This is a genomic window from candidate division TA06 bacterium (genome assembly GCA_016208585.1).
In the GTDB taxonomy this organism is placed as follows: domain Bacteria; phylum Edwardsbacteria; class AC1; order AC1; family EtOH8; genus UBA5202.
Genome location: JACQXR010000114.1, coordinates 1 through 21,077, shown reverse-complemented (window position 1 = coordinate 21,077; position 21,077 = coordinate 1). Strand labels below are relative to the sequence as shown.

General features: G+C 51.7%; 21 protein-coding genes and 1 tRNA gene. All 22 read left to right on the top strand.

From position 1 onward, the window contains the following. On the top strand, positions 1-468 hold a 468-nt coding region (locus HY768_08780), incomplete at its 5' end, for a hypothetical protein (protein ID MBI4727296.1). A 366-nt stretch (positions 469-834) separates the two neighbouring features. After that, complete coding sequence (locus HY768_08775; GenBank protein MBI4727295.1) at positions 835-2,184, top strand: phosphomannomutase/phosphoglucomutase; 1,350 nt, start codon at positions 835-837, stop codon at positions 2,182-2,184. Positions 2,185-2,300: 116 nt separating this feature from the next. Beyond that, on the top strand, positions 2,301-2,510 hold the full coding sequence (locus HY768_08770) for a hypothetical protein (protein ID MBI4727294.1): 210 nt from the start codon (positions 2,301-2,303) through the stop codon (positions 2,508-2,510). Continuing rightward, complete coding sequence (locus tag HY768_08765; protein MBI4727293.1) at positions 2,492-3,034, top strand: hypothetical protein; 543 nt, start codon at positions 2,492-2,494, stop codon at positions 3,032-3,034. The genes HY768_08770 and HY768_08765 overlap by 19 nt, the downstream gene beginning before the upstream one ends. 94 nt (positions 3,035-3,128) lie before the next feature. Further along, on the top strand, positions 3,129-3,437 hold the full coding sequence (locus tag HY768_08760; protein ID MBI4727292.1) for a DUF485 domain-containing protein: 309 nt from the start codon (positions 3,129-3,131) through the stop codon (positions 3,435-3,437). Beyond that, complete coding sequence (locus tag HY768_08755) at positions 3,434-4,609, top strand: transposase (protein MBI4727291.1); 1,176 nt, start codon at positions 3,434-3,436, stop codon at positions 4,607-4,609. Before HY768_08760 ends, HY768_08755 begins: the two co-directional genes overlap by 4 nt. A 378-nt stretch (positions 4,610-4,987) precedes the next feature. Continuing rightward, positions 4,988-6,220 carry a 4Fe-4S dicluster domain-containing protein gene (locus HY768_08750; protein ID MBI4727290.1) on the top strand — a complete coding sequence of 411 codons (1,233 nt, stop codon included), beginning with the start codon at positions 4,988-4,990 and terminating at the stop codon, positions 6,218-6,220. Continuing rightward, the gene (locus HY768_08745; GenBank protein ID MBI4727289.1) at positions 6,220-7,083 is read left to right on the top strand and encodes an RnfABCDGE type electron transport complex subunit D; all 864 of its coding nucleotides are present in this window, start codon (positions 6,220-6,222) and stop codon (positions 7,081-7,083) included. The genes HY768_08750 and HY768_08745 overlap by 1 nt, the downstream gene beginning before the upstream one ends. A gap of 77 nt (positions 7,084-7,160) precedes the next feature. Next, positions 7,161-7,535 (top strand): GxxExxY protein, encoded by a 375-nt coding sequence (locus HY768_08740; GenBank protein ID MBI4727288.1) that lies wholly within the window; start codon positions 7,161-7,163, stop codon positions 7,533-7,535. 141 nt (positions 7,536-7,676) lie between these two features. Continuing rightward, a complete protein-coding gene (recA, locus tag HY768_08735) occupies positions 7,677-8,756 on the top strand; it encodes a recombinase RecA (protein ID MBI4727287.1) in 1,080 nt (359 codons plus the stop codon). Positions 8,757-8,914: 158 nt separating this feature from the next. Beyond that, a complete protein-coding gene (locus tag HY768_08730) occupies positions 8,915-9,310 on the top strand; it encodes a hypothetical protein (GenBank protein ID MBI4727286.1) in 396 nt (131 codons plus the stop codon). A gap of 206 nt (positions 9,311-9,516) precedes the next feature. Beyond that, a complete protein-coding gene (locus tag HY768_08725) occupies positions 9,517-10,503 on the top strand; it encodes a M23 family metallopeptidase (GenBank protein MBI4727285.1) in 987 nt (328 codons plus the stop codon). Between the two features lie 509 nt (positions 10,504-11,012). Beyond that, positions 11,013-11,089, top strand: a tRNA-Val gene (locus HY768_08720). A gap of 660 nt (positions 11,090-11,749) precedes the next feature. Continuing rightward, positions 11,750-11,950, top strand: a complete 201-nt coding sequence (locus HY768_08715; protein MBI4727284.1) for a winged helix-turn-helix domain-containing protein — start codon at positions 11,750-11,752, stop codon at positions 11,948-11,950. Between the two features lie 118 nt (positions 11,951-12,068). Further along, on the top strand, positions 12,069-12,335 hold the full coding sequence (locus tag HY768_08710) for a hypothetical protein (GenBank protein MBI4727283.1): 267 nt from the start codon (positions 12,069-12,071) through the stop codon (positions 12,333-12,335). Positions 12,336-12,576: 241 nt separating this feature from the next. Then, the gene (locus HY768_08705; GenBank protein MBI4727282.1) at positions 12,577-12,777 is read left to right on the top strand and encodes a winged helix-turn-helix domain-containing protein; all 201 of its coding nucleotides are present in this window, start codon (positions 12,577-12,579) and stop codon (positions 12,775-12,777) included. A 186-nt stretch (positions 12,778-12,963) separates the two neighbouring features. Further along, positions 12,964-13,152 (top strand): hypothetical protein, encoded by a 189-nt coding sequence (locus HY768_08700; GenBank protein ID MBI4727281.1) that lies wholly within the window; start codon positions 12,964-12,966, stop codon positions 13,150-13,152. Positions 13,153-13,200: 48 nt separating this feature from the next. Continuing rightward, a complete protein-coding gene (locus HY768_08695; protein MBI4727280.1) occupies positions 13,201-13,743 on the top strand; it encodes a hypothetical protein in 543 nt (180 codons plus the stop codon). Between the two features lie 438 nt (positions 13,744-14,181). After that, positions 14,182-15,240, top strand: a complete 1,059-nt coding sequence (locus tag HY768_08690; protein ID MBI4727279.1) for a hypothetical protein — start codon at positions 14,182-14,184, stop codon at positions 15,238-15,240. A 328-nt stretch (positions 15,241-15,568) separates the two neighbouring features. Further along, positions 15,569-17,509 carry a T9SS type A sorting domain-containing protein gene (locus HY768_08685; protein ID MBI4727278.1) on the top strand — a complete coding sequence of 647 codons (1,941 nt, stop codon included), beginning with the start codon at positions 15,569-15,571 and terminating at the stop codon, positions 17,507-17,509. Between the two features lie 1,232 nt (positions 17,510-18,741). Continuing rightward, the gene (locus HY768_08680) at positions 18,742-19,896 is read left to right on the top strand and encodes a T9SS type A sorting domain-containing protein (GenBank protein ID MBI4727277.1); all 1,155 of its coding nucleotides are present in this window, start codon (positions 18,742-18,744) and stop codon (positions 19,894-19,896) included. A gap of 352 nt (positions 19,897-20,248) precedes the next feature. Beyond that, a partial coding sequence (locus tag HY768_08675; GenBank protein ID MBI4727276.1) for a hypothetical protein occupies positions 20,249-21,077 on the top strand: 829 nt, incomplete at its 3' end.

Genomic DNA, 21,077 nt, shown 5'->3' with positions numbered 1-21,077 from the left:
AAATCGGATGCGCGCTATGACGGATTGCATGGAGTCATCACCAATCTGAAAGAGGACGCCGCCAATGCGATTCTCTCCCGCTATCGCGGCCTGTGGCAGATCGAAGAAGCCTTTCGGGTCAACAAACATGATTTGAAGATGCGACCGATATTCCATTGGACCCCGCGCCGGATAAAGGCCCACATCGCCATTTGTTTTATAGCCTTTGCCATAGCTAAACAAGCAGTATACCGGTTGGGTCGCCGGCAACTGCCGATGAGCTTCGAGCAACTGCGGAATGAACTGCTGCACGTTCAGGCCAGTTTGGTGGTTGACATTAAAACCAGGAAGCGCTACATCCTCCCATCACATGCCACCATCAATCAGAAGAGAATCTATCAGGCCTTTGGGCTCAGGAAAAGAATGGCGGCCAATCGAAGTTTGGTTCAACAACAACCATGGGGAATTATAGCAATGAAGGTAAATTGAAACCTTTTGATCATTCATCATATCTATGAGATAGTATGTGGTGATTTTGTGTGCTAATAAAATGGAAGGGAGAGTAATGTAGTGCCCCACCATTTTGTCAACTATTTGTCTTTCAATATGTTATGGATTATAAGTGTCAAAGTCAGGAGGCCCTTCCGTTTGGGAAGAGGCCTTTTTTGCATCATTTTTTTGTTGACTTTGAAAAATGGCGGGGTTAAACTTATAAATTACGGTAAAAGGCTTCAACCAATTCCCCTTTTCCACGGAAACACGCAATTCGTGTTTCTAATACTTCAGTGTTTCAGTGGTTAATCCCGGTAAGTATTTGGTAATAAATCTTTAAACCTTCATATAGCAAGGAGCATTATGCCGGTCAATCCAAAGATATTCAAAGCCTACGACATCCGCGGGGTCTACCCGGCGGAACTGGACGAGGCCCAGGCCCGGGAGATCGGCCGGGCGCTGGTGGATCACCTGAACTGCAAAACGGTGGCCATAGGCCGGGACATGCGGACCTCGTCCCAGCCTTTGTTCACTGCCCTGGCCGAGGGCGTCACCATGCAGGGGGCCGAGGTGACAGACATCGGGCTGGTCTCCACCGACGGTCTGTATTTTGCGGTGGGCAAGTTCGGCTTCGAGGCCGGGGTGATGATCACCGCCAGCCACAATCCGGCCCAGTACAACGGTCTGAAGATCTGCCGCCAGAATGCCATCCCGCTTTCCGGCGACCAGGGCTTGAACCAGATGCGGGACCTGATCAACCAAGGCCAGCTAAAAACAGCGGCCTCCAAAGGAACAATCAGGTCCCGGGACATAGACCTGGATTACATCAACCACTGTCTGTCGTTTGTGGACCACAAGAATATCTGGGGATACAAGATCGCGGTGGACGCCGGAAACGGCATGGCCGGGCGCACCGTCCCGCCCATCTTCCGCCAGCTGCCGGGCACTCTGGTGCCGATGTACTTTGACCTGGACGGAACCTTTCCCAACCACCCGGCCAGCCCCATCGAGCCGGAGAACATCGCGGCCCTGCAGGAAACGGTGGTCAGACAGAACTGCGACTTCGGCGCGGCCTTCGACGGCGACGCCGACCGGATGTTCCTGGTGGACGAGAAGGGCCGGGCCCTGGCTGGCTCGGACGTGGCGGCCCTGGTTGCCAAGATGCTGCTGAAGAAGAACCCCGGCGCTTCCATCCTCTATAACGCCATCTGTTCCCGCTGCGTCAAGGAAACCGTCGAGAAGTACGGGGGCCAGGCCATCCGCAGCAAGGTGGGGCACGCTTTGATCAAGCCGCTGATGCGGGAGCACAACGCCGTCTTCGGCGGCGAGCACTCCGGGCATTTTTATTTCCGGGACAACTGGTTCGCCGATTCCGGGCTGATCGCCTTTCTGGTCTGCTGGCAGCTGATCTCCGAGGAGAACAAACCGCTCTCTCAATTGGTGGACGAGATAGACCGTTACGTCCGCATTCCCGAGACCAACGCTACCGTGCAGGATATCCCCGGGAAACTGGCCGAATTGGAGAAGATATATACCGCCAAAGGCGCCCAGCTGGACCACCTGGACGGCCTGACCATTTCCTACCCCGGCTGGTGGACCAACATAAGGCCCTCCAACACCGAGCCGCTATTAAGGCTTAACGTGGAGGCGGAGTCACAGGCTTTGCTGGATGAAAAAATGAAAGAGCTGTTGCAGGTGATCCGCAGGCAGTAGAAAATTCAAATAGAAAGGAACTACCATGAGAATATTACCTGAAAAAAGCGTTAAAAATCTTTGCGCAACAAAGCCTATGATTACCGTTATATTTAGTTAAACTGCAAAGGCCCAAAATGGTCAAGAACACAGAAATATTGGAAAAATTTGAGCGGGAGCTTCTGGCCCAAAGCAGACTGACCCACGGCCAGGCTTTAGCCATAGTGGAAGGTTTAAGACAGGAAGCTGTGGCCTTGGGCGTTTGGCCTCCCAAAAATCCACTGGAGGGAATAGAGGTGGACATTGAAGTGGCCAGGATATTGAATTCATGTTTAAAGAGCTGTTAATAAAATTAGCCCATTCATTTAACGCCCAAAACATACCCTATATGGTAGTGGGCGGCCAGGCGGTGTTGTTGTACGGGGAGCCGAGGCTTACCCGGGATATTGACGTTACGGTGGGTTTGGGGCCGGACCGGCTTGACGAGATCCTGGCGCTGGCGGGGAATATTCCCTTGAAAACGCTGCCGGCCGATCCCCGGGAGTTCGTGACATCAACCATGGTTCTGCCGTTGGAAGATAAAGACAGCGGGGTAAGGATTGATATTATTTTCTCTTTTACCCCCTACGAAAAAGAGGCCATAGCCAGGGCAAAAGAAGTGAGCCTTGATGATGCGATGGTGCGTTTTGCCGCCCCCGAGGACGTTATAATCCACAAGCTTTTTGCCGGGAGACCCAGGGATATAGATGACGCTAAAACAATAATGGCCCGGCAAAAAAAAATGGATACCGGGTACATTTTAAACTGGCTGGCCAGCTTTGATCAAACCTTCCCGGAAAAGAAGCTGTTGGCTCTTTTTAAGAGTTTGTAGAGTCTGCAATCGTGATAATTTAGATAGCGCCAAAATAACTGACTGGTCGTTTCCCTAAAAAATAAAAAACAAAACCAATAACAGAAGAGAGCAGATGCACGAACCCTCCAGCAACTGGACCAAGGACCAGGCGGCCTCGCTGAAGCGAATTCTGGGCCTATGGTTTGTGACCCTGTACACCATAGTCTACGCCGGGTTCGTGGCGATCAACGTGGTCAGCCCCAGCTTCATGGCGGTCGATGTGGGAAGCGTCAACGTGGCCATCGTCTATGGATTTTTGCTGATCATCTTCGCCATATTTCTGGCCGCCGTTTACAACCATATCTGCACCCACGCCGAGGAAGTGATGACCACCCTGCGTTCCGGCGATGAGGCAAAGGCATTGGAGAAGGGACGCTCATGAACTACGCCGTGTCGCCCTGGGCCATCGCCATCTTCTGCGCCTTCGTGGTGGCGGCGCTGGCCATCTCTTACCATTTCGCCCGGTCCGCCAAGTCGGCCTCGGGATTCTATGTCGCCGGAGGCAACATCCACTGGTCGGTCAACGGCATCGCCGGCGCCGGCTTTCCGGCTCCGGGCCTGCACGCCGAAGGTGTTACGGCCCGCAGGCGGGTTATTGCCAAACTGCAGGACACGGCGATTACGAAAGGCCAACCATCCGGATTGTTGATCATTGATGACACCATTCTGGAGAAAACGGGCAAGAAGTTCTCAGGCCTCAGGAAGCTTTATGATCATGCCAAGAAGAAGTATGTGAAAGGTCCCTCTTTGGTGCAACTGCTGTATGCGGATGACCAGAAGCGCTATCCTTTGTTTGAAACCACCCCTGGAACCCGGGGACGAAAACCTGGCCCCAAGCGGAATCGCGAAACTTCTATTGGCAAGCATAAAATCGCGCTACGACTAATCAAACCCCGCCGTCGGCGGGGCGGTATCCGACTCAAGGCGGCGCTTTTTGACGCCTGGTACGCCGCGGCCAGCTTTCTCAAGGCCCTGCAGTGGTTAAAACTCCAGTTCGTCTGCCGGTTCAATGGCGGCTGGGGGTTGCTGATAAACGGTCGCCGCATCAAAGCCAACGAACTGACCAAACAAAAGCGTCGCTACCGCTATTACCGCCAGCTCAAGGCCCAAGCTTTTTGCCTCACCGCGGAATTGCCAAACTATGGCCCGGTATTTGTGGTGGTCGTCAAAGAGCGTCGGAGAAAGCCGGTTGTCATCATCACCAGCATCATGGATTCGGACATCGTTACAATTATCGAGCTCTACCGGCAGCGCTGGACTATCGAAACCTACTTCAAGAAAGCCAAGCAACGCTTTGGACTGGACAAGTTCCAATCCGCCTCTGGCGGACTCGGCTGCGGCAATCCAAGCCCACTTGGTATTGGTGTCGTTATCCTACATCCTGGTAATGTTACTGAAGCTGTTGGCACCGTCGCTTCAGGGTCAGTCCTTCAAATACTTGGCGAAATATCTTTTTCGCATCACGGCCATCGTCACGTTCGAGAACGCAACGTTTCAAATTATCACGAAACATTGCCATCGTATTTTCCAGAGAATCACATTGTTTTTCAATAACTTAGACCCGTTGCCATCAACTGCATAAGTGGTTTAATTACATTCTGAAGTTTGGCAAAATTTGCATTTGTTAAAGGCTGGCTTTAAACGTATTTTTCTGTAAGTATACCACTTTCCTGAGGGGTCAATCCACCCCAAATAGCGAAGAACCGTATTTTGTCATTCCTGCGAAAGCAGGAATCCAGGTTTTATGGATTTCCACCTTCGTTCGCCAGTGGCGAACTGCGGCGGATTTACAACCCGCCGGAGTTTATTCCGTTGAAGAACGGGGCGGGAATGATACGAAGAATGGAAGTATAAATAATTTGCCAACAGTTGAGTTACATTGTGATTAGATCAATGTTCATCCTGTAAATATTTTACAAGCAGTAACAACCCATGATCAAAAGCATCAAAGGCGGCAGGGCCTGGCCGCACAAGAATTTCATCTTCGACCAACCGATTGAAACCTTGCCTGCCCCAATGGCCCTGGCCATTCCCCTGTGGCACGGCGGCCGGGCCGTGGTAGCCAAAGGCGATAAGATCAAAGCCAATTCGCAGGTGGGCTTCGATTCCATGGGACTGCCGGTATTCACCGGGCTGGCCGGAAAGGTCACCGGGGTGGCCGACTTTCCCGATCTGGTGGCCCGGCCCAAGTCCTTTGATTTCCCCCGGACCACGGTGTTCATCGAAGCCGAGCCGGACCAGCCCCCCCGGCCGCCAGCCTTCGAGCCCCGGCCCAGGTTCTGGGAACTGTCTAAGGCCGAGCTGGCCGACCGGGTCTTCCAGGCCGGGGTGGCCGATCTGCGGAAGGATGACCTGGAAAAACTTTTGATCTTCGACGGGCTGGGCCTGGAGCCGCCGCTGTCCTGCAACGTCCGGCTGTTGATGGAGCGGCCCAAGGAACTGTTGGAAGGCATGCGGATCGTGATGCAGATCCACGGTTCCATCAAGGCCCGGCTGGCGCTTTCGTCCCGGATGAAGGGGCTGAACGCCGACCTCAAGTCGCTTTTGGCCAGTGCGGTTAACATTTCCATCGAAAAGGTCGAACCCAAATATCCCCAGCAGCACAGGTTTCTGATCAACCAGTCAATTTACCAGGGCCAGCCATCGGCCATTTACGGCATGGAAGCCCTGCTTAATGTCAGACGAGCGGTGGCGCTGGGCCAGCCCTTGGCCACCAAGTTCTGCAACCTTGGCGACGATACCAAGGGCCAAAAACGACTGGCCGAGGTTTACCTCGGGGCCAGCGCCGCCGAAACACTGTCCCTAAGGCCACAGGATTATTCAAGCCTGAAGTTGATATCCGGGGGCCTGATGAGCGGGACCTGTTATTACAGCCTCCAGCTGCCGGTGGACCGGAATACTGCCGGGCTGCTGTTTTACCGGAATCAGGCTCCCAAGGAGAACCATTCCTGCATCAACTGCGGGCAGTGCCTGGCCATTTGCCCGGTGGGGCTGGCTCCGGCCCGGATATACCCGTTAGTCCGGGACGGACAGAACGAGGAACTGACCCGGCTGAGGCCGGAAAATTGCCTGGAATGCGGGCTTTGCACCTACGCCTGTCCCAGCGGGCTGCTGCTGTCGCATCAGATCAAAGTAGGCAAACTGATACTGGAGGGCAAGCTGTGATGCTGAATGTTTCACTGCCGCCCCACATCACCAGCCGCTACCGCCTGAAGCAGTGGCAGGTCCGCCGGCTGGCGGCCATGGCCCCGATGACTTTTTCCGCCCTCGATCTTTTCGGGACAGGGTTTCTTTACTGCCTGCTGGCCGGGCTGGCCGGCTCCGTCCTCCTGCCGCTGACCATCAAAAGATGGCGCCGCAATTTTCTAGACCCGGTCGCAGCCTTGTTCACCGCATCCCTGCTGGCTTTGCTGATGCCCGAGGGATCCGTCTGGTATTACTCGCTGCTGGCCGGGCTGGCGGTATCGGGGGTCAAAAACATTCTGTCGGAAAAGGACCGCCTGGCCCCGATAAACTTTGTGGCATTGACCATGGCCCTGTTCATTCTGGCCACGCCGGATAACATCAGACTGGCTTATCATTGGGAGATCAATAGCGGAGGGTGGGCCAAGGGGAATTTTTACTTTATGACTGGTTGGATTCCTTTGGCCGGCAGTTTGTTCCTTTTAATGCTGTTTACGGGGAGGCTCTATAAAGTCAGACTTCTTTTGCTGTCCTTGCTATCGTCCGGTGCGGTGATCTTTCTGGCCTGGAAAATGACAGGCAATCTGATGCCGAATACCTTTTCTTATGCCGGACTGCAGGCCCTGCTGTTCTTGGCCGGCATCCTGGCGGTTGATAATCATCATACCCCGCTAACCGGCCGGGGCCAGGCCATCTACGGGATGATCTCCGGAATGTTATTTGCGCTATTTGCTTTAAAGGGCCTGCTGTATCAGGGTTTGATATTCTCGGCGCTAACGGCCAGCCTGTTTACGCCTTTTTTGGACTGCCTGTTCACCGGGGGATACCGTAGAACAAAAACATAAAATTGTCAGGCCTTGGTGGTAAATTACAAACTAACAGTTTACTAATTTAACCACGAAAAGGCACAGAGAACACAAAAATGAATGACAAAGAAATATTTGGGCTATGTGATACTATCCGGCAGACCTCTTTTGAACTTCATAAATTTTTACGGAACGGCCATTTGGAAAAAGTTTATGAAAACGGATTAACCCACCGTCTTCGCAAAGCAGGATTAAAAGTTGAACAACAGAGCCCGCTAAAAGTCTATGACGAGGATGGTACAGTCCTGGGTGAGTATTTTGCAGATCTGTTAATCGAATCTGAACTTATCATCGAAATGAAGGTCTGCAAAGCAATAGCCGACGAACACCTGGCTCAATTGTTAGGATATTTAAGGGCGACAGGTCACCGGCATGGTTTATTGATCAATTTCGGCACAGAAAAAATCCAAATAAAGAAATTAGTTCTTTAAGTTAGAAATTATTTTTGCGATTTATGTGCTTTTTTGTGGCCAAATAGGAATTGACAACCGAATAAAAAATTGGTAGAATTAAAATCCATAACTATTTATATATCAACAAATTAAATTATTGTTTACACGGAGGACAAACCAATGGCAGACACAGTGGCTGAAAAATCAAAGGCTTTGGATCTGGCTCTTTCCCAGATAGAAAAGCAGTTCGGCAAAGGCTCAATAATGAAACTAGGCTCCAATGCGGCAGTGGTGCCGGTGGAGGTGATATCCACCGGGTCCATCTCGCTGGATGCGGCCCTGGGAGTGGGCGGAGTGCCCCGGGGTAGGATAGTGGAGATATACGGTCCGGAGGCTTCCGGCAAGACCACCCTGGCCCTGTCCATAGTGGCCCAGGCCCAGAAGGCCGGCGGCACCGCCGCCTACATCGACGCCGAGCACGCCATGGACCCCAAGTACGCCAAGGCTCTGGGCGTGGATATTGATAATCTTTTAGTGGCCCAGCCCGACACCGGCGAGGAGGCCCTGGAGATCACCGAGACCCTGATCCGCTCAAACGCCATGGACGTGATAGTGATCGACTCGGTGGCGGCCCTGGTGCCCAAGGCCGAGATCGAGGGCGACATGGGCGACAGCCACATGGGCCTGCAGGCCCGGCTGATGTCCCAGGCCCTGCGCAAAATTACGGCGGTGACCAACCGTTCCAAGACCTGCATCATATTCATCAACCAGATCCGGATGAAGATCGGGGTGATGTTCGGCAACCCCGAGACCACCCCCGGCGGACTGGCCCTCAAATTCCATGCCACCATACGGATGGACATCCGGAGGATCGAGGCCATCAAGCAGGGAGAGGTCAACATCGGCAACCGGGTGCGGGTAAAGGTGCTGAAAAACAAAGTGGCCTCGCCCTTCCGTAACGCCGAGTTCGAGATCATCTTCGGCCAGGGCATCAGCTACATCGGCGACCTGCTGGACCTGGCGGTGGAGAACAACATCATCGAAAAGAGCGGCACCTGGTTCTCCTTCAAGGGCGAGCGGCTGGGCCAGGGCCGGGAGAATGTGCGGGAGATGCTGAAGACCAATGCCGACCTGCTGGCCGATCTGGATAAAGAGGTCAAGGCCAAACTGGGGATCGCCCCGGCCGTCAAGTCCGAAGGCCCCAGAGAAGCCAGGGAGCCGGCCAAGGAAGAGGAAAAGGGGAAACGGGGGAGAAAATAAATTCAAAATGCAGAAGGCAGAAGACAAAATTCAAACCTGCCCTAAGTAATGCCTGTCTGTGAATGGATTCAAAATGGAAAATGCAAATTTCAAATTGCATAATGTATGAATAAAAGGCTGTTAAGGTGAACGACTCAATGATTTGTTGGGGAGCGAACATGCCCATTATCGAAATAAAAGCCCTGCCTCAAAAGGAAGAGGTGGATACTGCCGAGGCCCTAAAAACCATCTGCGTGCGTTTGGCCGACAAGATGGGGATAGAGCCCAAGCAGGTCTGGGCCACCTGGACCACTATCGCGCCGGGTTCATACATCGAAGGCGAGGCCCAGGCCAAAGCCCAGCCTTACGCCACCCATCCGCCGCTGGTGAACATGATGGCCTTTGAGGGCAAGAGCGACAGCGAGATAGAAACGGCCATGCTGACCATCGCCGAGGAACTGGCCAAGCACCTGCAAATAGACCCGGAGAATATTTTCATCAAATACGACGAAACCAAGTCGGGCCGGGTCTTCACCGGGGGCGCCACCATCATCAAGACCAAGCACGGGAAGTGAAAAAGACCCTTTTCCCGCGAAAAACGCGAAAAACACGAAAACTCAGAAAATCCATAACCTATTGATCACAAAATATGTTAAAGTAATATTCTGAATTCAACATTTCGCGCTTTTTCGAGTGTTTAGCGGGTTTTTCAGGGAGAACTAAATAACAATTAACGATTTACGAATTTTGCCTTAGTGTCTTGGTGGTTTAAAGGGAGCTTATGATCTTCAAAAAATCTTATTCCTTCATCATCCTGCCGCACCACGGAGAGCAGGGGAAGTCGGTGTTCTTTCACTCGCGGTGGCTGAACATCCTCTTGCTGGCAACGGTAACGGCTCTGGGAGTCTCTGGTTTTTTCATCACCAGGCATTACCTGTATCACTACAAGCTCAAGACGGCTTTCGAGCCCACCTTCAAGGAGAACGAAGTTTTACGGAAGGAACGCAAGAAGTACGGCCAGGTCAGAGATTCTTTGGCCCACGACATCGCATCGCTCCAGGCCCAGCTTAAAAAAGAGCGCTCGGTCTACCTCTCCTCGGTCAACGGACTGGCCCGGGAGCTGGACGCGGTGAAAAAGCTGGCGGTGAAGGTCAAGATCCAAGCCGGGTTCAAGACATCCAACATAGTGGACGAGCACGAGGCCGCCGGCGGCCCTTCCGGCGAAAGAATCTACATCGGATGGCAGGATATAAGCAAACCAATAGACCCCGGACCGCTGGAGGGCAAGGTGCGGCCGGGCATCGTCGAGCAGAGCCAGATCCTTGAGGAGATCGACGACTACCTTTCCACCAAGGAATCGCTGGTCTCGGACACCCCGGAACTGGCCCCGCTATTCGGCCGGATGACCTCGGGCTTCGGGGTGCGGCGCTGGCGCCGCAGCGGGCATTCCGAAAACCACGCCGGGATAGACATCGCGGTTCCCAAGGGAACTCCGGTCCTGGCCCCGGCCGAAGGAGTGGTGGTCTACGCCGGCTGGATGGGCGATTACGGCCGCCTGATCGAGTTGGACCACGGCAATGGGTATACCACCAGGTTCGGCCACCTTTCCCAGATAGAAGTGGAAATAGGAGACCGGGCCTTAAAGGGCCAGATAATCGGAGCGGTAGGTTCCACCGGCCGCTCCACCGGTCCGCACCTGCATTACGAGGTGCGTTTTCAGGGAAAAGCCATTGATCCCATAGATTATTTGGGGTCCATGGAAAAGTAAAAAATAATTAATATTTCACTTGACATTAATCGTGTAATTTTGCTATAATGTAAAATGGTAAGTTCCCTAAATTTGTCAAAAACAGTATGGTTTTTAAAATAATCAGTTTTCCGGATCGTGATATTTTCAGGGCTTGTCAAAGATTAAAAAAAATTAACGGTTGACCGGTCAGAGAAGAACAACGAGACAGCATTCTACCTGAGCCTATTGCCCAGCAACGAAGGGCGTTCTTCGGTTGCAAAGCATGGCGCTTTTCTCAGGATGACGGAGCAATAATATTAGCCGGGCGATTAGCTCAGCCGCCTTCGTCAGTTGTCAATGACTTCGGCGGCCATGGCTGGTTAGCCCCGATTAATCGGGGTCATCGCCCGCCAAGGGAAAACGGTTGACCGGTCAGAGAAAAACAACGAGATATCATTCTACCTGGGCCTATCGCCCAGCAACGAAGGGCGTCCTTCGGTTGCAAAGCATGGCGCTTTTCTCGGGATGACGGAGCAATAATATTAGCCGGGCGATTAGCTCAGTTGGTTAGAGCGTCTGCTTTACACGCAGAAGGCCGGGGGTTTGAGTCCCTCATCGCCCACCATATAGACTCCAGAGCTTGGCAGAAGTCTAATAGAGCGGAGCGTATCGGGACACCCGCCAAATAATTGACGCAGAAGGCCGCCCCGATACATCGGGGTCAATTGCCCACCATATTTATGCAACCTAATTGCACAATGCAACATTTGCAGAAATCTACCTGGGTCAAACAGGGTTTATTCTTAACAAAGATACATTATTTGGTCAGGATATGATTATCCCATAGGTTCAGGAAAGAACTATAAGAGAGTTTGAGAATCTAAACTCAACCCCACACTTCATGAGTAAAACAAGTTGGTTTTACTCAGTGCATCGCTTCGTAAGTCTACTGCAAGTATTTCTCAGTGCATGCTTTGCTTCTCCTTCTCTTACTTGATGTTAGCCCACATTTATCCAAGAGAAGGGGACAGAGGGAGCCTGCCCTGAGACGACTACTACAGTTGCTTACGAAGGGATGAGTTCCAAAGTGTCCCGGTGTCCAGCGTTCCTGCCTGCGGGCCGCAGCCCTTCCGCTTACGCTACTTGCTTGCCTTATTCAAGTGCCGTAGCTTTAGTGGAGGCACTCGGCGGGCGTAGGCCCGAACGAAGGGAATAATCAAATATCAGGTTTTATGGATTTATTTGTTGGCATAGATTATGCGGCCTAAAATTACAGGGGTTTAAAATAAATATTGCGGAAATAGGCAAAAACGCAGGTTTGGTTTGGAAAACGCTGCATCAAAAAGCTTCCCCCAATGCGGCCAATTTAAAAAAACTTACCGGGCTTGATGACAAAAATTTATGTCTTGCCTTGGGATGGCTGGCCAGGGAGGGGAAAATAAATTTCCACTCCGAAAAACGTAGCGCCACGATAGATCTAAAATAGGCCTTGGATTATTCCCGCCATCCTTATTAATGTATGCTTTACATTAGGCAATACATAGGGTGGGTTTTATTGTCTAAAAACTTAAATAATCCAAAAGAATAAATAAAGGAGGCAAAAAATGACTATCTGGGCGGCGGTGATTTTTTTAATGGGGATGATTGCTTTGATTCAACATCTCACGGGAACATATAGCTGGTTTGTCCCGGTCTGGAGTGTTTTCTTAATGCTGATCGCTTTAGCCATTCTTGCCAGAATTTCGGATAGAGAAAAACACGGCGAAAAAGATGCGCTGAAAAGAAAGATTGAAGACTTGGAGCGAGAGTTGGGGGCGGGAGCGGTAAACAAAGCATCGGAATCAGCAAACAGCGAGATAAGCCAACCCTAAAGAAGCGGCGTCATAATCTCATTCTTCGGCTACGGCTTCCCACCCTGGTTATTCTATAGGGCTGTCTGCGTCGTGCCCGGCGCATTGCAGGGACGTGATGTACAGCCTACGTAGCCTTGGGCAATCATATTTGCATACTTCGGCGTAGTGGGCCGTCATGTCCCTGTGGGTGCGGCGTTTCGTTCTACCGGAAGGGTATGCTTTGAAACAATAAAAACAAATATTTATTATTGGAGGAACTATGTGGATTCCAACCATCGGAGAAAATGCCGGGAAGATCTGGAAAACCTTGGACCAAAAGGGCCCATCTAATATCGCTGCGCTGAAAAAGGCCGCCAAGCTCGACGATAAATCCTTATATTTTGCTTTGGGATGGCTGGCCCGGGAGGATAAAATAGCGTTCACCCGGGACAAACGGCAGATTCTGATCAGTTTAAAGTAGCGGAAATATTTCCCTCAATCCAAGGAACGAAGCGACGAAGGAATCCGTTTGCGTTACTTTGTTTGATGTCTTATTTTCCTGTGTCTTGGCCAGTCAAATTTATACCTGAGTTCAGTAAACTTTGCAAAAAGGCAAAAACGTTAAAAAGAAAACCAACCCACCAAACAACTTAAAAGGAGGAAACACATGAAGAAATCCATGCTGGCGCTGTTCATCCTGGCGGCCGGATGCCTGCTGATCGCCGTCCTCGAAAAACTGAACATCCTGCCCTGGCTGTTTCTGGGCAACTTGCCGCACGTCTACGTTTGGATAGCCCAGCTCCTGCTCCTGGCCGCCATCGGCCTGGGCATCTATGGCCTGCTGGACAAGAAGTGAACTTTTACAGGTATTCAACGTAATTTTAATTGAAAGGAGGTGACAAGAATGAAAAAGATTCTACTGGCAACTGTTGCGGTGGCCCTGTTCGCGGGCATGGCCTTGGCGCAGGTTGATCAAACCGGCACCACCAACATCGAAGTTAAGGTGGTGGGGGTGTTCACCATGACTCTGACGCCGGCCAGCGGCAGCACCATCACTTATGGGGACGGTGTTACTACCATGGTTCCGGGAACTTCGGACAACACTAAAACGGTGGGCATATTGGTGAAGAGCAACTTCAAGAACAATACCTGGTATTTGAAGGTCAACCAGGATCAGATCCTGACCGACGCCGCCATCGTTGAGACCATCCCCAGCGCCAACTTTACCCACACCAGCACCGGCGGGCTGGGAGTTCATGCCGATGCGGCCGCCACCGAGTTTGTAACCACCACCCCTACCCTGTTCTACACCTGCGATGCCGCCGAGCGGAAGAACATTCCGACGGGAACTACCATTACCCAGCAACTGCAGCTTTTAGTTCCCGACACCCAGGCGGCCGGCACCTACATCAACACGCTGACCTACACCCTGACCGTAACTCCGTAACATTCAGGGGCCGGCACCATACGGCGCGGCGGCGGCTAAATTTTATAGCAGCCGTCGCGCCGTTGGGTTTTTTGTGGTTTTCTTTTTTACCTTGAGCATGACAGGAGATCAATTAAAATGAAGGAATTAAGCCGGCTTTAGCCAAAACTTGTCCTGATCTCTTCGACTTCGCTTCAATTAATTTTTGGCTAAAGCCATATAAATTCCATTGCCAGGGGTCCACGACCTAAAGGTCGTGCCTGCGCGCTGAAGTGCTACGGCACGCAAGCGTGGCAACAAAGTGTGCCGCCGGAGGCGGCCTAATTCACAGGATTAATTTCCAAAAAACTGTAAATTCTGTCAATTATGTCCTCATTGTATTATCGGTTGAATGTTCTATAAACGTTTAGTGAATCATCTCTAATTTTTATGAAATACAAATCAACTTTAATTTTAGTTTTGATATCGTCAATTTTTTGTCTGGCTCCGCTTAAGGCTGCGGGGCAGGGCAATATCGGCCTCAATGTCTGGCCGCCTAAAATTGAGTTGTCGGTGCTGGCGGGGGAAAGCCAGACCGGGGTGCTGATCGTTCAGAATCCCACCGCCTTCAAGCATCGGGTTTACGCATATCCCCTGAATGTTAAAATGTCGCTTTACGGCGAACTTGAATTCACAGAGGATTCGTTAAGTTATGGCTGCGTGGAATGGCTGAGCATCAACCCCATAGAATTTGACCTGCCCCAGGGCGCCAGCCAGCAGGTGCGCTATACCATCAAAGTCCCCTTAGAAGCCGAGGGCAGCCATATCGGGGCGCTGTTCTTCCACACCAAGCCGCAAGCGGCGCTTAAAAGAACGGGATCACAGATAACCGCCCGGGTGGGCTGCATAATTCTGGAAACCGTTCCCGGCTCCGGGGAAAAGAAAGCCGAAGTGACCGGGCTGGCGGTAAAAAAGCCATCGGCCCGGGGTCCGGCAGTGGCCGAGATAACCTTAAAAAACAACGGAAGTCTTTTGCTGCGGCCGGAAGGAACCCTGGAGATTAAAAACGACCGGGGGTTTACCCTGGGTAAACTGATGGTCAATGAAAACCGGGAGGCGGTTTTCCCTTTTTCCCAACGGGCCTTCAGGCTGCCGCTGGAGAACATTGAACCGGGCCGTTATGCCCTGCAAGCCACCTTGGATTACGGCGGCGCCGAAATTTTGGTGGCCGAAGCCCGGGTAAACCTGATTGCCGACCAGGCCCAGTCAGATGCCTGGCCCATCATAAAATCTCCGGCCCCCACCCAATCCCGGCAGGTGGCCAAGAAAGGGTTCCCGGTCCCGGTGCCCAAGGCCTCGCCCCGGGAGATCCAAAACCTTTTGTCCCAGGGGACAAAATTATACGCTGGAGGCGAATATCAGCAGGCCCTGGGGGTCTGGCAGAAACTTTTAAAGCTTGACCCCGGCAATGCCAATGCCAAAAAGAATTTGGAGCGCACCCGGCAAAAACTTGAGGCCCAAAAAAGAGCCAAAGGATAAATGGTAACGGAAATTATACTTGCCACTCATGCCAACCTGTCCGCCGTAGGAGGAAGGCAGATCCGCCTATATGGATTTATATGCGGTGGCGGAAAAGGCACGAAAGCACAAAATTTTTCTAATGCTGGATTAAATTCAAGATATGACCGTCCCATTCATTCAGGTAGCGAGGGTCCCGGACGCTGATGAACGCTGATTTATACCGACTGTTATTCACGTTAAGGAAGCCTATGGAATATGTTAAAACTGCAACTTCACGGGGGTATTTCACCAACAAAAAACAACCAACCAACAGAAACAATCAAACCAAACCACAAGGAGGGAAAAAATGAAACGCTTGATAGTTGCCCTGTGCCTGACAGGGCTTGTGGCCGGCGTGGCCGAGGCGGTAAAGGTGAGGGGCACCGAAATTGACTGGGCCACCGCCGGCACCGAAACCCGCAAGTTGGGCCGGTTTGCAGGGAGCGATGACATTTCATTGGTTTACACCGATGTTAGTGTCGGCAATCAGGTTTTTTCTGTGGGGACTACCGATGGCGGCGCGAGTTGGAGCAGCAGGTCTCTCATAAGCAATGGAGAATATCCCTGCCTCTCAGTGATCTGGACTGAAGCGCTCCCACGCTACGATTGGTGGACAAATTATACCGGACACTGGGATGGCGGGGTATACTTATACGGAGCGCGCAGTTATGCCGCTGCGCCTCTGCCCGGCGCCTGGGCAAAAACCCAACTGGCTGCAGACTATAGCAGCTCTTGGTATATTCCCGGCGTTGGCACGGCAAGTTATTCTCCCGAATTTTCGCCTCCGGCGATGATGAGGGATTCCGATGGTAGAATCCATTTAGTCAGGAAAACCCTCGGAGTAACCCATGTGCCGGGGACAAATGGAGCGACCTGGGATTGGGCCATTCGCTACGCTAAGTTTGACAGCGATTGGAATTTACTTGCCGACGAGGTGATTGCCGAGGAAAGTTGTGGCGGCACCGATATGAGCGCGCCCAGCGTGTGCCTGGATTTTAACTTTGTGCCCCACGCAGCCTGGTCCCAAGGCGACAAGGTTTGGTATTCCAGCCGGGAGGGCGGAGCCTGGAGCGCGCCGATTGATCTATCCCGTGATACCGGACCTATAGCGGGCAGTGGCTTTGTGGATTTCTTTGGAGATAGAGTCCACGCAGTTTGGGAAGCAATTTTGGCAGAGACAGGAAAATACGAAGTATGGAGAAGCTCCAAGATACTTGGATACAGTTGGTCTCCTTATTATCTAGTCTCCAACACTTCTGACCAGGACTCCCGGTGGCCGCAGATACGCGGTACGCATATTAGCTGGAGCGAGAATCTCTCCGGCACTAATTGGGAGATTATGCTGGATGGCGCCAACATCTCCAACAATACCACCCAGTCAAAGTATGGCCAAATGGAATTCTGGCAGGATGCCACCGGCGGCCATGTGGCCCTGGCCTGGACCGACCAGTGGAGCGGCTTGCCATCGCCTGTATGGAGCCACGAGATTCAGTTTTCCAAGCAGGACTTTTCGGCCACGGCCGCCATCGTGGTGGAAGCCGGCCAGGAAGAGCCGTCCCCGTATAATCTGCAACGGGACGGATATCTGGTTTTAACCGGCTCGGTCTGGTACATAGACTACGATTATGACGAACTCATCTACCGGCTGCCGTATCTAAAACCGGAGATGAGATACAAGGTCAGGCTAATCGGCCGGCACGGCGGAACAACCGAGTGGCGTCAGATGGCAAGCATAGACGGAACCGCCAAGCGGCTGATGAAGGTGAAGGCCGGCCAAGCCGAGACGGTGGAAATGTGGGTTCCCGAGGACGCCTACGCCACTGACAAGGAAATAATCATCAGCATTAAGAAGATGAGCGGCGATTACGCCAACTGTGCCGGGTTGGAGCTATATGAATACGAGCGGGAGGCAGAAACCAAGAGCGGCGGAAGCCAGACGGCGGGCAACGCAGAATGCAGAGGGCAGAAGGCAGAATTCAGAATGGAGCAGAATGCGCCCAATCCGTTCAGCCAGAGCACTGCTATAAGCTATCAGCTTACGGCTAACGGCCATGTTAGTTTAAAGGTTTACAACATAGCCGGGCAGTTGGTGAAGACCCTGGTGAACCGCATACAGGGCGCCGGGGCGTATAGCGCAGAGTGGGATGGCAAGGATGATGGCGGCCGGGAAGCAAGCGCGGGCGTGTATATGTATCGGTTGACTACCGGAGAAGGCAGCCTGAGCAAGCGGCTGATAATGGTGAGATAACCCCTCGACTTTGGCCCCTGGACACACCCCTCTTATCCCCCCTCTAGAAAGTTGCAAATCCGCCGTGGCGGGAGGGGAAGTTGGGGTGTGTCTTACGGGGGTGACCGCCCCCTCTATCCCCCTCAGCTACGGCTGATCTTTACCCATATCTTTTGCTGGAGACCGAAGAAATACAACGACCCACTAAGAACATGAACGCACAACTGCTTATGTCCCAATCAATAAGAAAAATTAAAACCACCAGTATTTTGCCTTGTCAAATATGCTGCCAGTACAATTGGTCAGGGGTGTCTATTACACACAAGGCAGATACTTGGCAATACTATTGAATCCGCACCGAATAGTATTTTATTCATTAATCCCTTATTGTTCAAAGCATTAGCCTATGTAGATCTCCCCAATTATAAATTCCATCCCTCCCGTGTCCAGCAAAATATGTGGAACATGGTCAGCCGCTACGGAGGGAGAAGGTCAAAAAGGAGACAAATATGAAACGAATAATCACCGCCTGTTTGCTGATAGCAATACCGGTATTATTTATCCAAAGTATTCCGGGGGCAAAAAAGCAAAAGGGCTTAAATCCGCATACCTTTGCCCAGGTGGCTCATTTTGGACACCCGAGGGATATAGAGTTATTGTATGGAGATGCTAATCACAATGACAAGAGAGAAATATTACTCGTATATCGTACTATAGATTGGCAGAGTCTTTTTATGGAATCTCAAGGAAATAATATTTATTCGGCAGTCGATTCCTTTTACTGTGATCAAGAATCGCAGCAATGTCTTGGTGAGATAGATACTGATAATTTGACTGATTTTTCTTCACCTTATACGGCGTTTGGCACCATCTTGAGCATACTTAGACTTTTTGAGAGTGTTTCTAGCGACTCCTTCCCCAATCGTTTGATGATGACTGATTCATTGGTAGATGCTGATCAGGGACGGGGCCATTACTCCTCATATTTTTGTGATTTAGACCAGGATGGGAAAAGGGACATTATTACTGGTGGCGAGAGATTGGGTATATTTGAATGTACGGGAAACGACAGTTTTGAGAATGTGTTTAACGATGATTTTTCTTATATGGCCGTGGATATAGCTATTAATGATTTTGACAAAGATGGACGAACCGAGTTTTGCTTTGGAAACAGTGGCAGCGGCAGTAAACCAGCCTTTATATTTATTTACGAATGTCAAGGGGGTGATAATGCCTATCTCAAAATAGACAGTATGCCTGTAGCCTTGGATTACCATAGTATCTACCAGTTTGCGCCTCCCGAACCCAACAGGAACGTTGATATGGACCAGGACGGAAAATTGGAGTTCGCCTGCAGCGGAATAAACATATATGGTCTATATGGCCCTTACACCACCTTTTTTAGCCTGTTTGAACGCACCGGGGATAACAGCTTTACCGAAGTCTGGACCGATTCCTTTGACCTGCGATATCCCAGCGCAGTGGGCTATCCCGGCTGCCCTAATTATGTGGCTTACGACATAGGCATAGGCGATGTTGACGGAGACGGGATAGATGAAATGATATGTATGGACGGATACCAAGTCTCGGTATTTAAGTCCACCGGCGATAACCAGTATCAAGAAATTCATAGGTTGGATTTGCCAAGCATTGCCGGGTTGGAACATTATGATGATGTTCGAACGATACTCTGCGATGTCAACCAGAACGGGTATGCCGAGATAGTTCTAAGCCTTGGCAATAGCGATGTCGTTGGCGGCAATTACCAGACCTACATCTACGAGATCTGCGGCCAGGCCAACTTTGGCGGCCTGACCGCCGTTTCCCGGGATAGCTGCGTTAGGGTGGAGTGGTCAACTTTAAGCCAGTATGCCAACCGGGGCTTCAGGCTGTGGAGGGCCGTAGGCGGGGATTACGGCTATAGCGTGGTCTATGAAACCAACGATACCGTTAAGTTATCGCTTGACACCTTGCGCTACTCGTTCAACGACTCTTCCGTTACTGCCGGCCTGCTTTACTATTATAAAGTCCAGGCCAAGGCTCTTAATACCGACAGCATATTTTACGGTCCGGTGAGCGTGGTATATGTCGGGGTAAGCGGCCAGCCGGAGGACAGGGCGCCAAGCTTCGTGAACAGGCTGTGCCCGAATGCGCCCAACCCGTTTACCCGGGGCACGGTCATCCGGTATCAGGTAAAGGACAAGGCCATGGTGAGCCTGAAGGTATATAACAACAACGGCCAGTTGGTGCGGGCCTTGATTGACCGCAAGTTTCGTGAACCCGGGGAATATGCGGTCAGGTGGAACGGCAGGAATGATTTCGGGCATGAGGTCTCGGCCGGGGTTTATTACTGCCAGTTGAACATCGGCGGCTGGGTGCGGAGCGGGAAGATGGTCAAGCTGAGGTAGAGCTGTATTTAAAATATTTTTATTCCCCTATTGACAAACGCGAAGGCGGGAATCCAGATATTTTACTGGATGCCTGCTTTTGCAGGCATGAGATGACACAACAAACATAACACGATAACCCTTTGTTGATATTGTTATCATTCAGTTTTATTGTGGTATATTATTTCCGCCTCGGTTCCTGGTGGCTTTTCCGCCACCGCCATCCACGGCTGGTCTTCGTCAAGAAAGTTCATATAGCCAGCCACTGCCACGCCACGCCAACGGCGAGGCTCCGCTTACAGCGGGGCCGTGGGCATGTAAACCCATATAGGCTGGTCTGCCTTTGGCACGAGTGGCTGAAGATGTAGGATAAATGAGGAAAAGATCCTTTCACATAATATTTTTACCAGCCCTGCTGACGGTTTTATGGGTAACGGGCGGTTTGGCCTACGACCGCCTGCTGATCACCTATTCCAATACGACCCAGGAGAATTTTTACGGCAATTACCGCTATTACGACAGCCGCCAGGGAGTGGATTTCAATCTTTTTAAGACGGCGGGAAACTTTGACCTGAAAGCAGATTTGGAGTTCGGTTACACCCCGTTCCTGGGGGGCTATGTCCGCGCCTTCAATGCCGGCATCGCTCGGTATCCCATCAAAAGCCTTAAACTGAACCTTGATCTGGGAGATTTTGTCCCGTCCCTGCCCCACACCAGCGGGCTGAACAACAGCTCGGTCCGGGGGCTTAACTTTGGGCTGCAGGGCAGGCTCTGGGAGCTGAAGGCCTTTGGCGGAATGCAGCCCGACTATTATGACCAGTTCATCAAACCCGGCACCCGGCAGATTTACGGGATGACCTTAAGGCATGAAGTTTTATCCCGGCTGACGCTTAAACCGTATTTCATCTATTTCCAAAGCAGCCTGGCCGAAGATTCGCTTACCCGCAAGACGAACTCGGGCGGGCTGGGGCTGGAGGTCAAACCCTGGAACTGGTTGGGCTGGGATATCTCTTTAGGCCTGACCGACAGGGATCGGCTGATTCAGGGAAAGATGTCAAACCGCAAAAGTCTTTCGCTGACCACCGGGGCCAATCTGCGCTTTAAGCCGCTGACCATGAATTTCGGCTACGATTACTCCGATCCTTTCCATCAATCCTTCAGTCCAGCGGGGCGGCAGGGGCCCTGGGCCGGAATCTGGTGGC

What these genes read in the sequence shown, in the direction of transcription:
- HY768_08775 (MBI4727295.1), top strand. Translation starts at nt 835, where the DNA reads ATGCCGGTCAATCCAAAGATATTCAAAGCCTACGACATCCGCGGGGTC.
- HY768_08770 (MBI4727294.1), top strand. Translation starts at nt 2,301, where the DNA reads ATGGTCAAGAACACAGAAATATTGGAAAAATTTGAGCGGGAGCTTCTG.
- HY768_08765 (MBI4727293.1), top strand. Translation starts at nt 2,492, where the DNA reads ATGTTTAAAGAGCTGTTAATAAAATTAGCCCATTCATTTAACGCCCAA.
- HY768_08760 (MBI4727292.1), top strand. Translation starts at nt 3,129, where the DNA reads ATGCACGAACCCTCCAGCAACTGGACCAAGGACCAGGCGGCCTCGCTG.
- HY768_08755 (MBI4727291.1), top strand. Translation starts at nt 3,434, where the DNA reads ATGAACTACGCCGTGTCGCCCTGGGCCATCGCCATCTTCTGCGCCTTC.
- HY768_08750 (MBI4727290.1), top strand. Translation starts at nt 4,988, where the DNA reads ATGATCAAAAGCATCAAAGGCGGCAGGGCCTGGCCGCACAAGAATTTC.
- HY768_08745 (MBI4727289.1), top strand. Translation starts at nt 6,220, where the DNA reads ATGCTGAATGTTTCACTGCCGCCCCACATCACCAGCCGCTACCGCCTG.
- HY768_08740 (MBI4727288.1), top strand. Translation starts at nt 7,161, where the DNA reads ATGAATGACAAAGAAATATTTGGGCTATGTGATACTATCCGGCAGACC.
- recA (MBI4727287.1), top strand. Translation starts at nt 7,677, where the DNA reads ATGGCAGACACAGTGGCTGAAAAATCAAAGGCTTTGGATCTGGCTCTT.
- HY768_08730 (MBI4727286.1), top strand. Translation starts at nt 8,915, where the DNA reads ATGCCCATTATCGAAATAAAAGCCCTGCCTCAAAAGGAAGAGGTGGAT.
- HY768_08725 (MBI4727285.1), top strand. Translation starts at nt 9,517, where the DNA reads ATGATCTTCAAAAAATCTTATTCCTTCATCATCCTGCCGCACCACGGA.
- HY768_08710 (MBI4727283.1), top strand. Translation starts at nt 12,069, where the DNA reads ATGACTATCTGGGCGGCGGTGATTTTTTTAATGGGGATGATTGCTTTG.
- HY768_08705 (MBI4727282.1), top strand. Translation starts at nt 12,577, where the DNA reads ATGTGGATTCCAACCATCGGAGAAAATGCCGGGAAGATCTGGAAAACC.
- HY768_08700 (MBI4727281.1), top strand. Translation starts at nt 12,964, where the DNA reads ATGAAGAAATCCATGCTGGCGCTGTTCATCCTGGCGGCCGGATGCCTG.
- HY768_08695 (MBI4727280.1), top strand. Translation starts at nt 13,201, where the DNA reads ATGAAAAAGATTCTACTGGCAACTGTTGCGGTGGCCCTGTTCGCGGGC.
- HY768_08685 (MBI4727278.1), top strand. Translation starts at nt 15,569, where the DNA reads ATGAAACGCTTGATAGTTGCCCTGTGCCTGACAGGGCTTGTGGCCGGC.
- HY768_08680 (MBI4727277.1), top strand. Translation starts at nt 18,742, where the DNA reads ATGCCTGTAGCCTTGGATTACCATAGTATCTACCAGTTTGCGCCTCCC.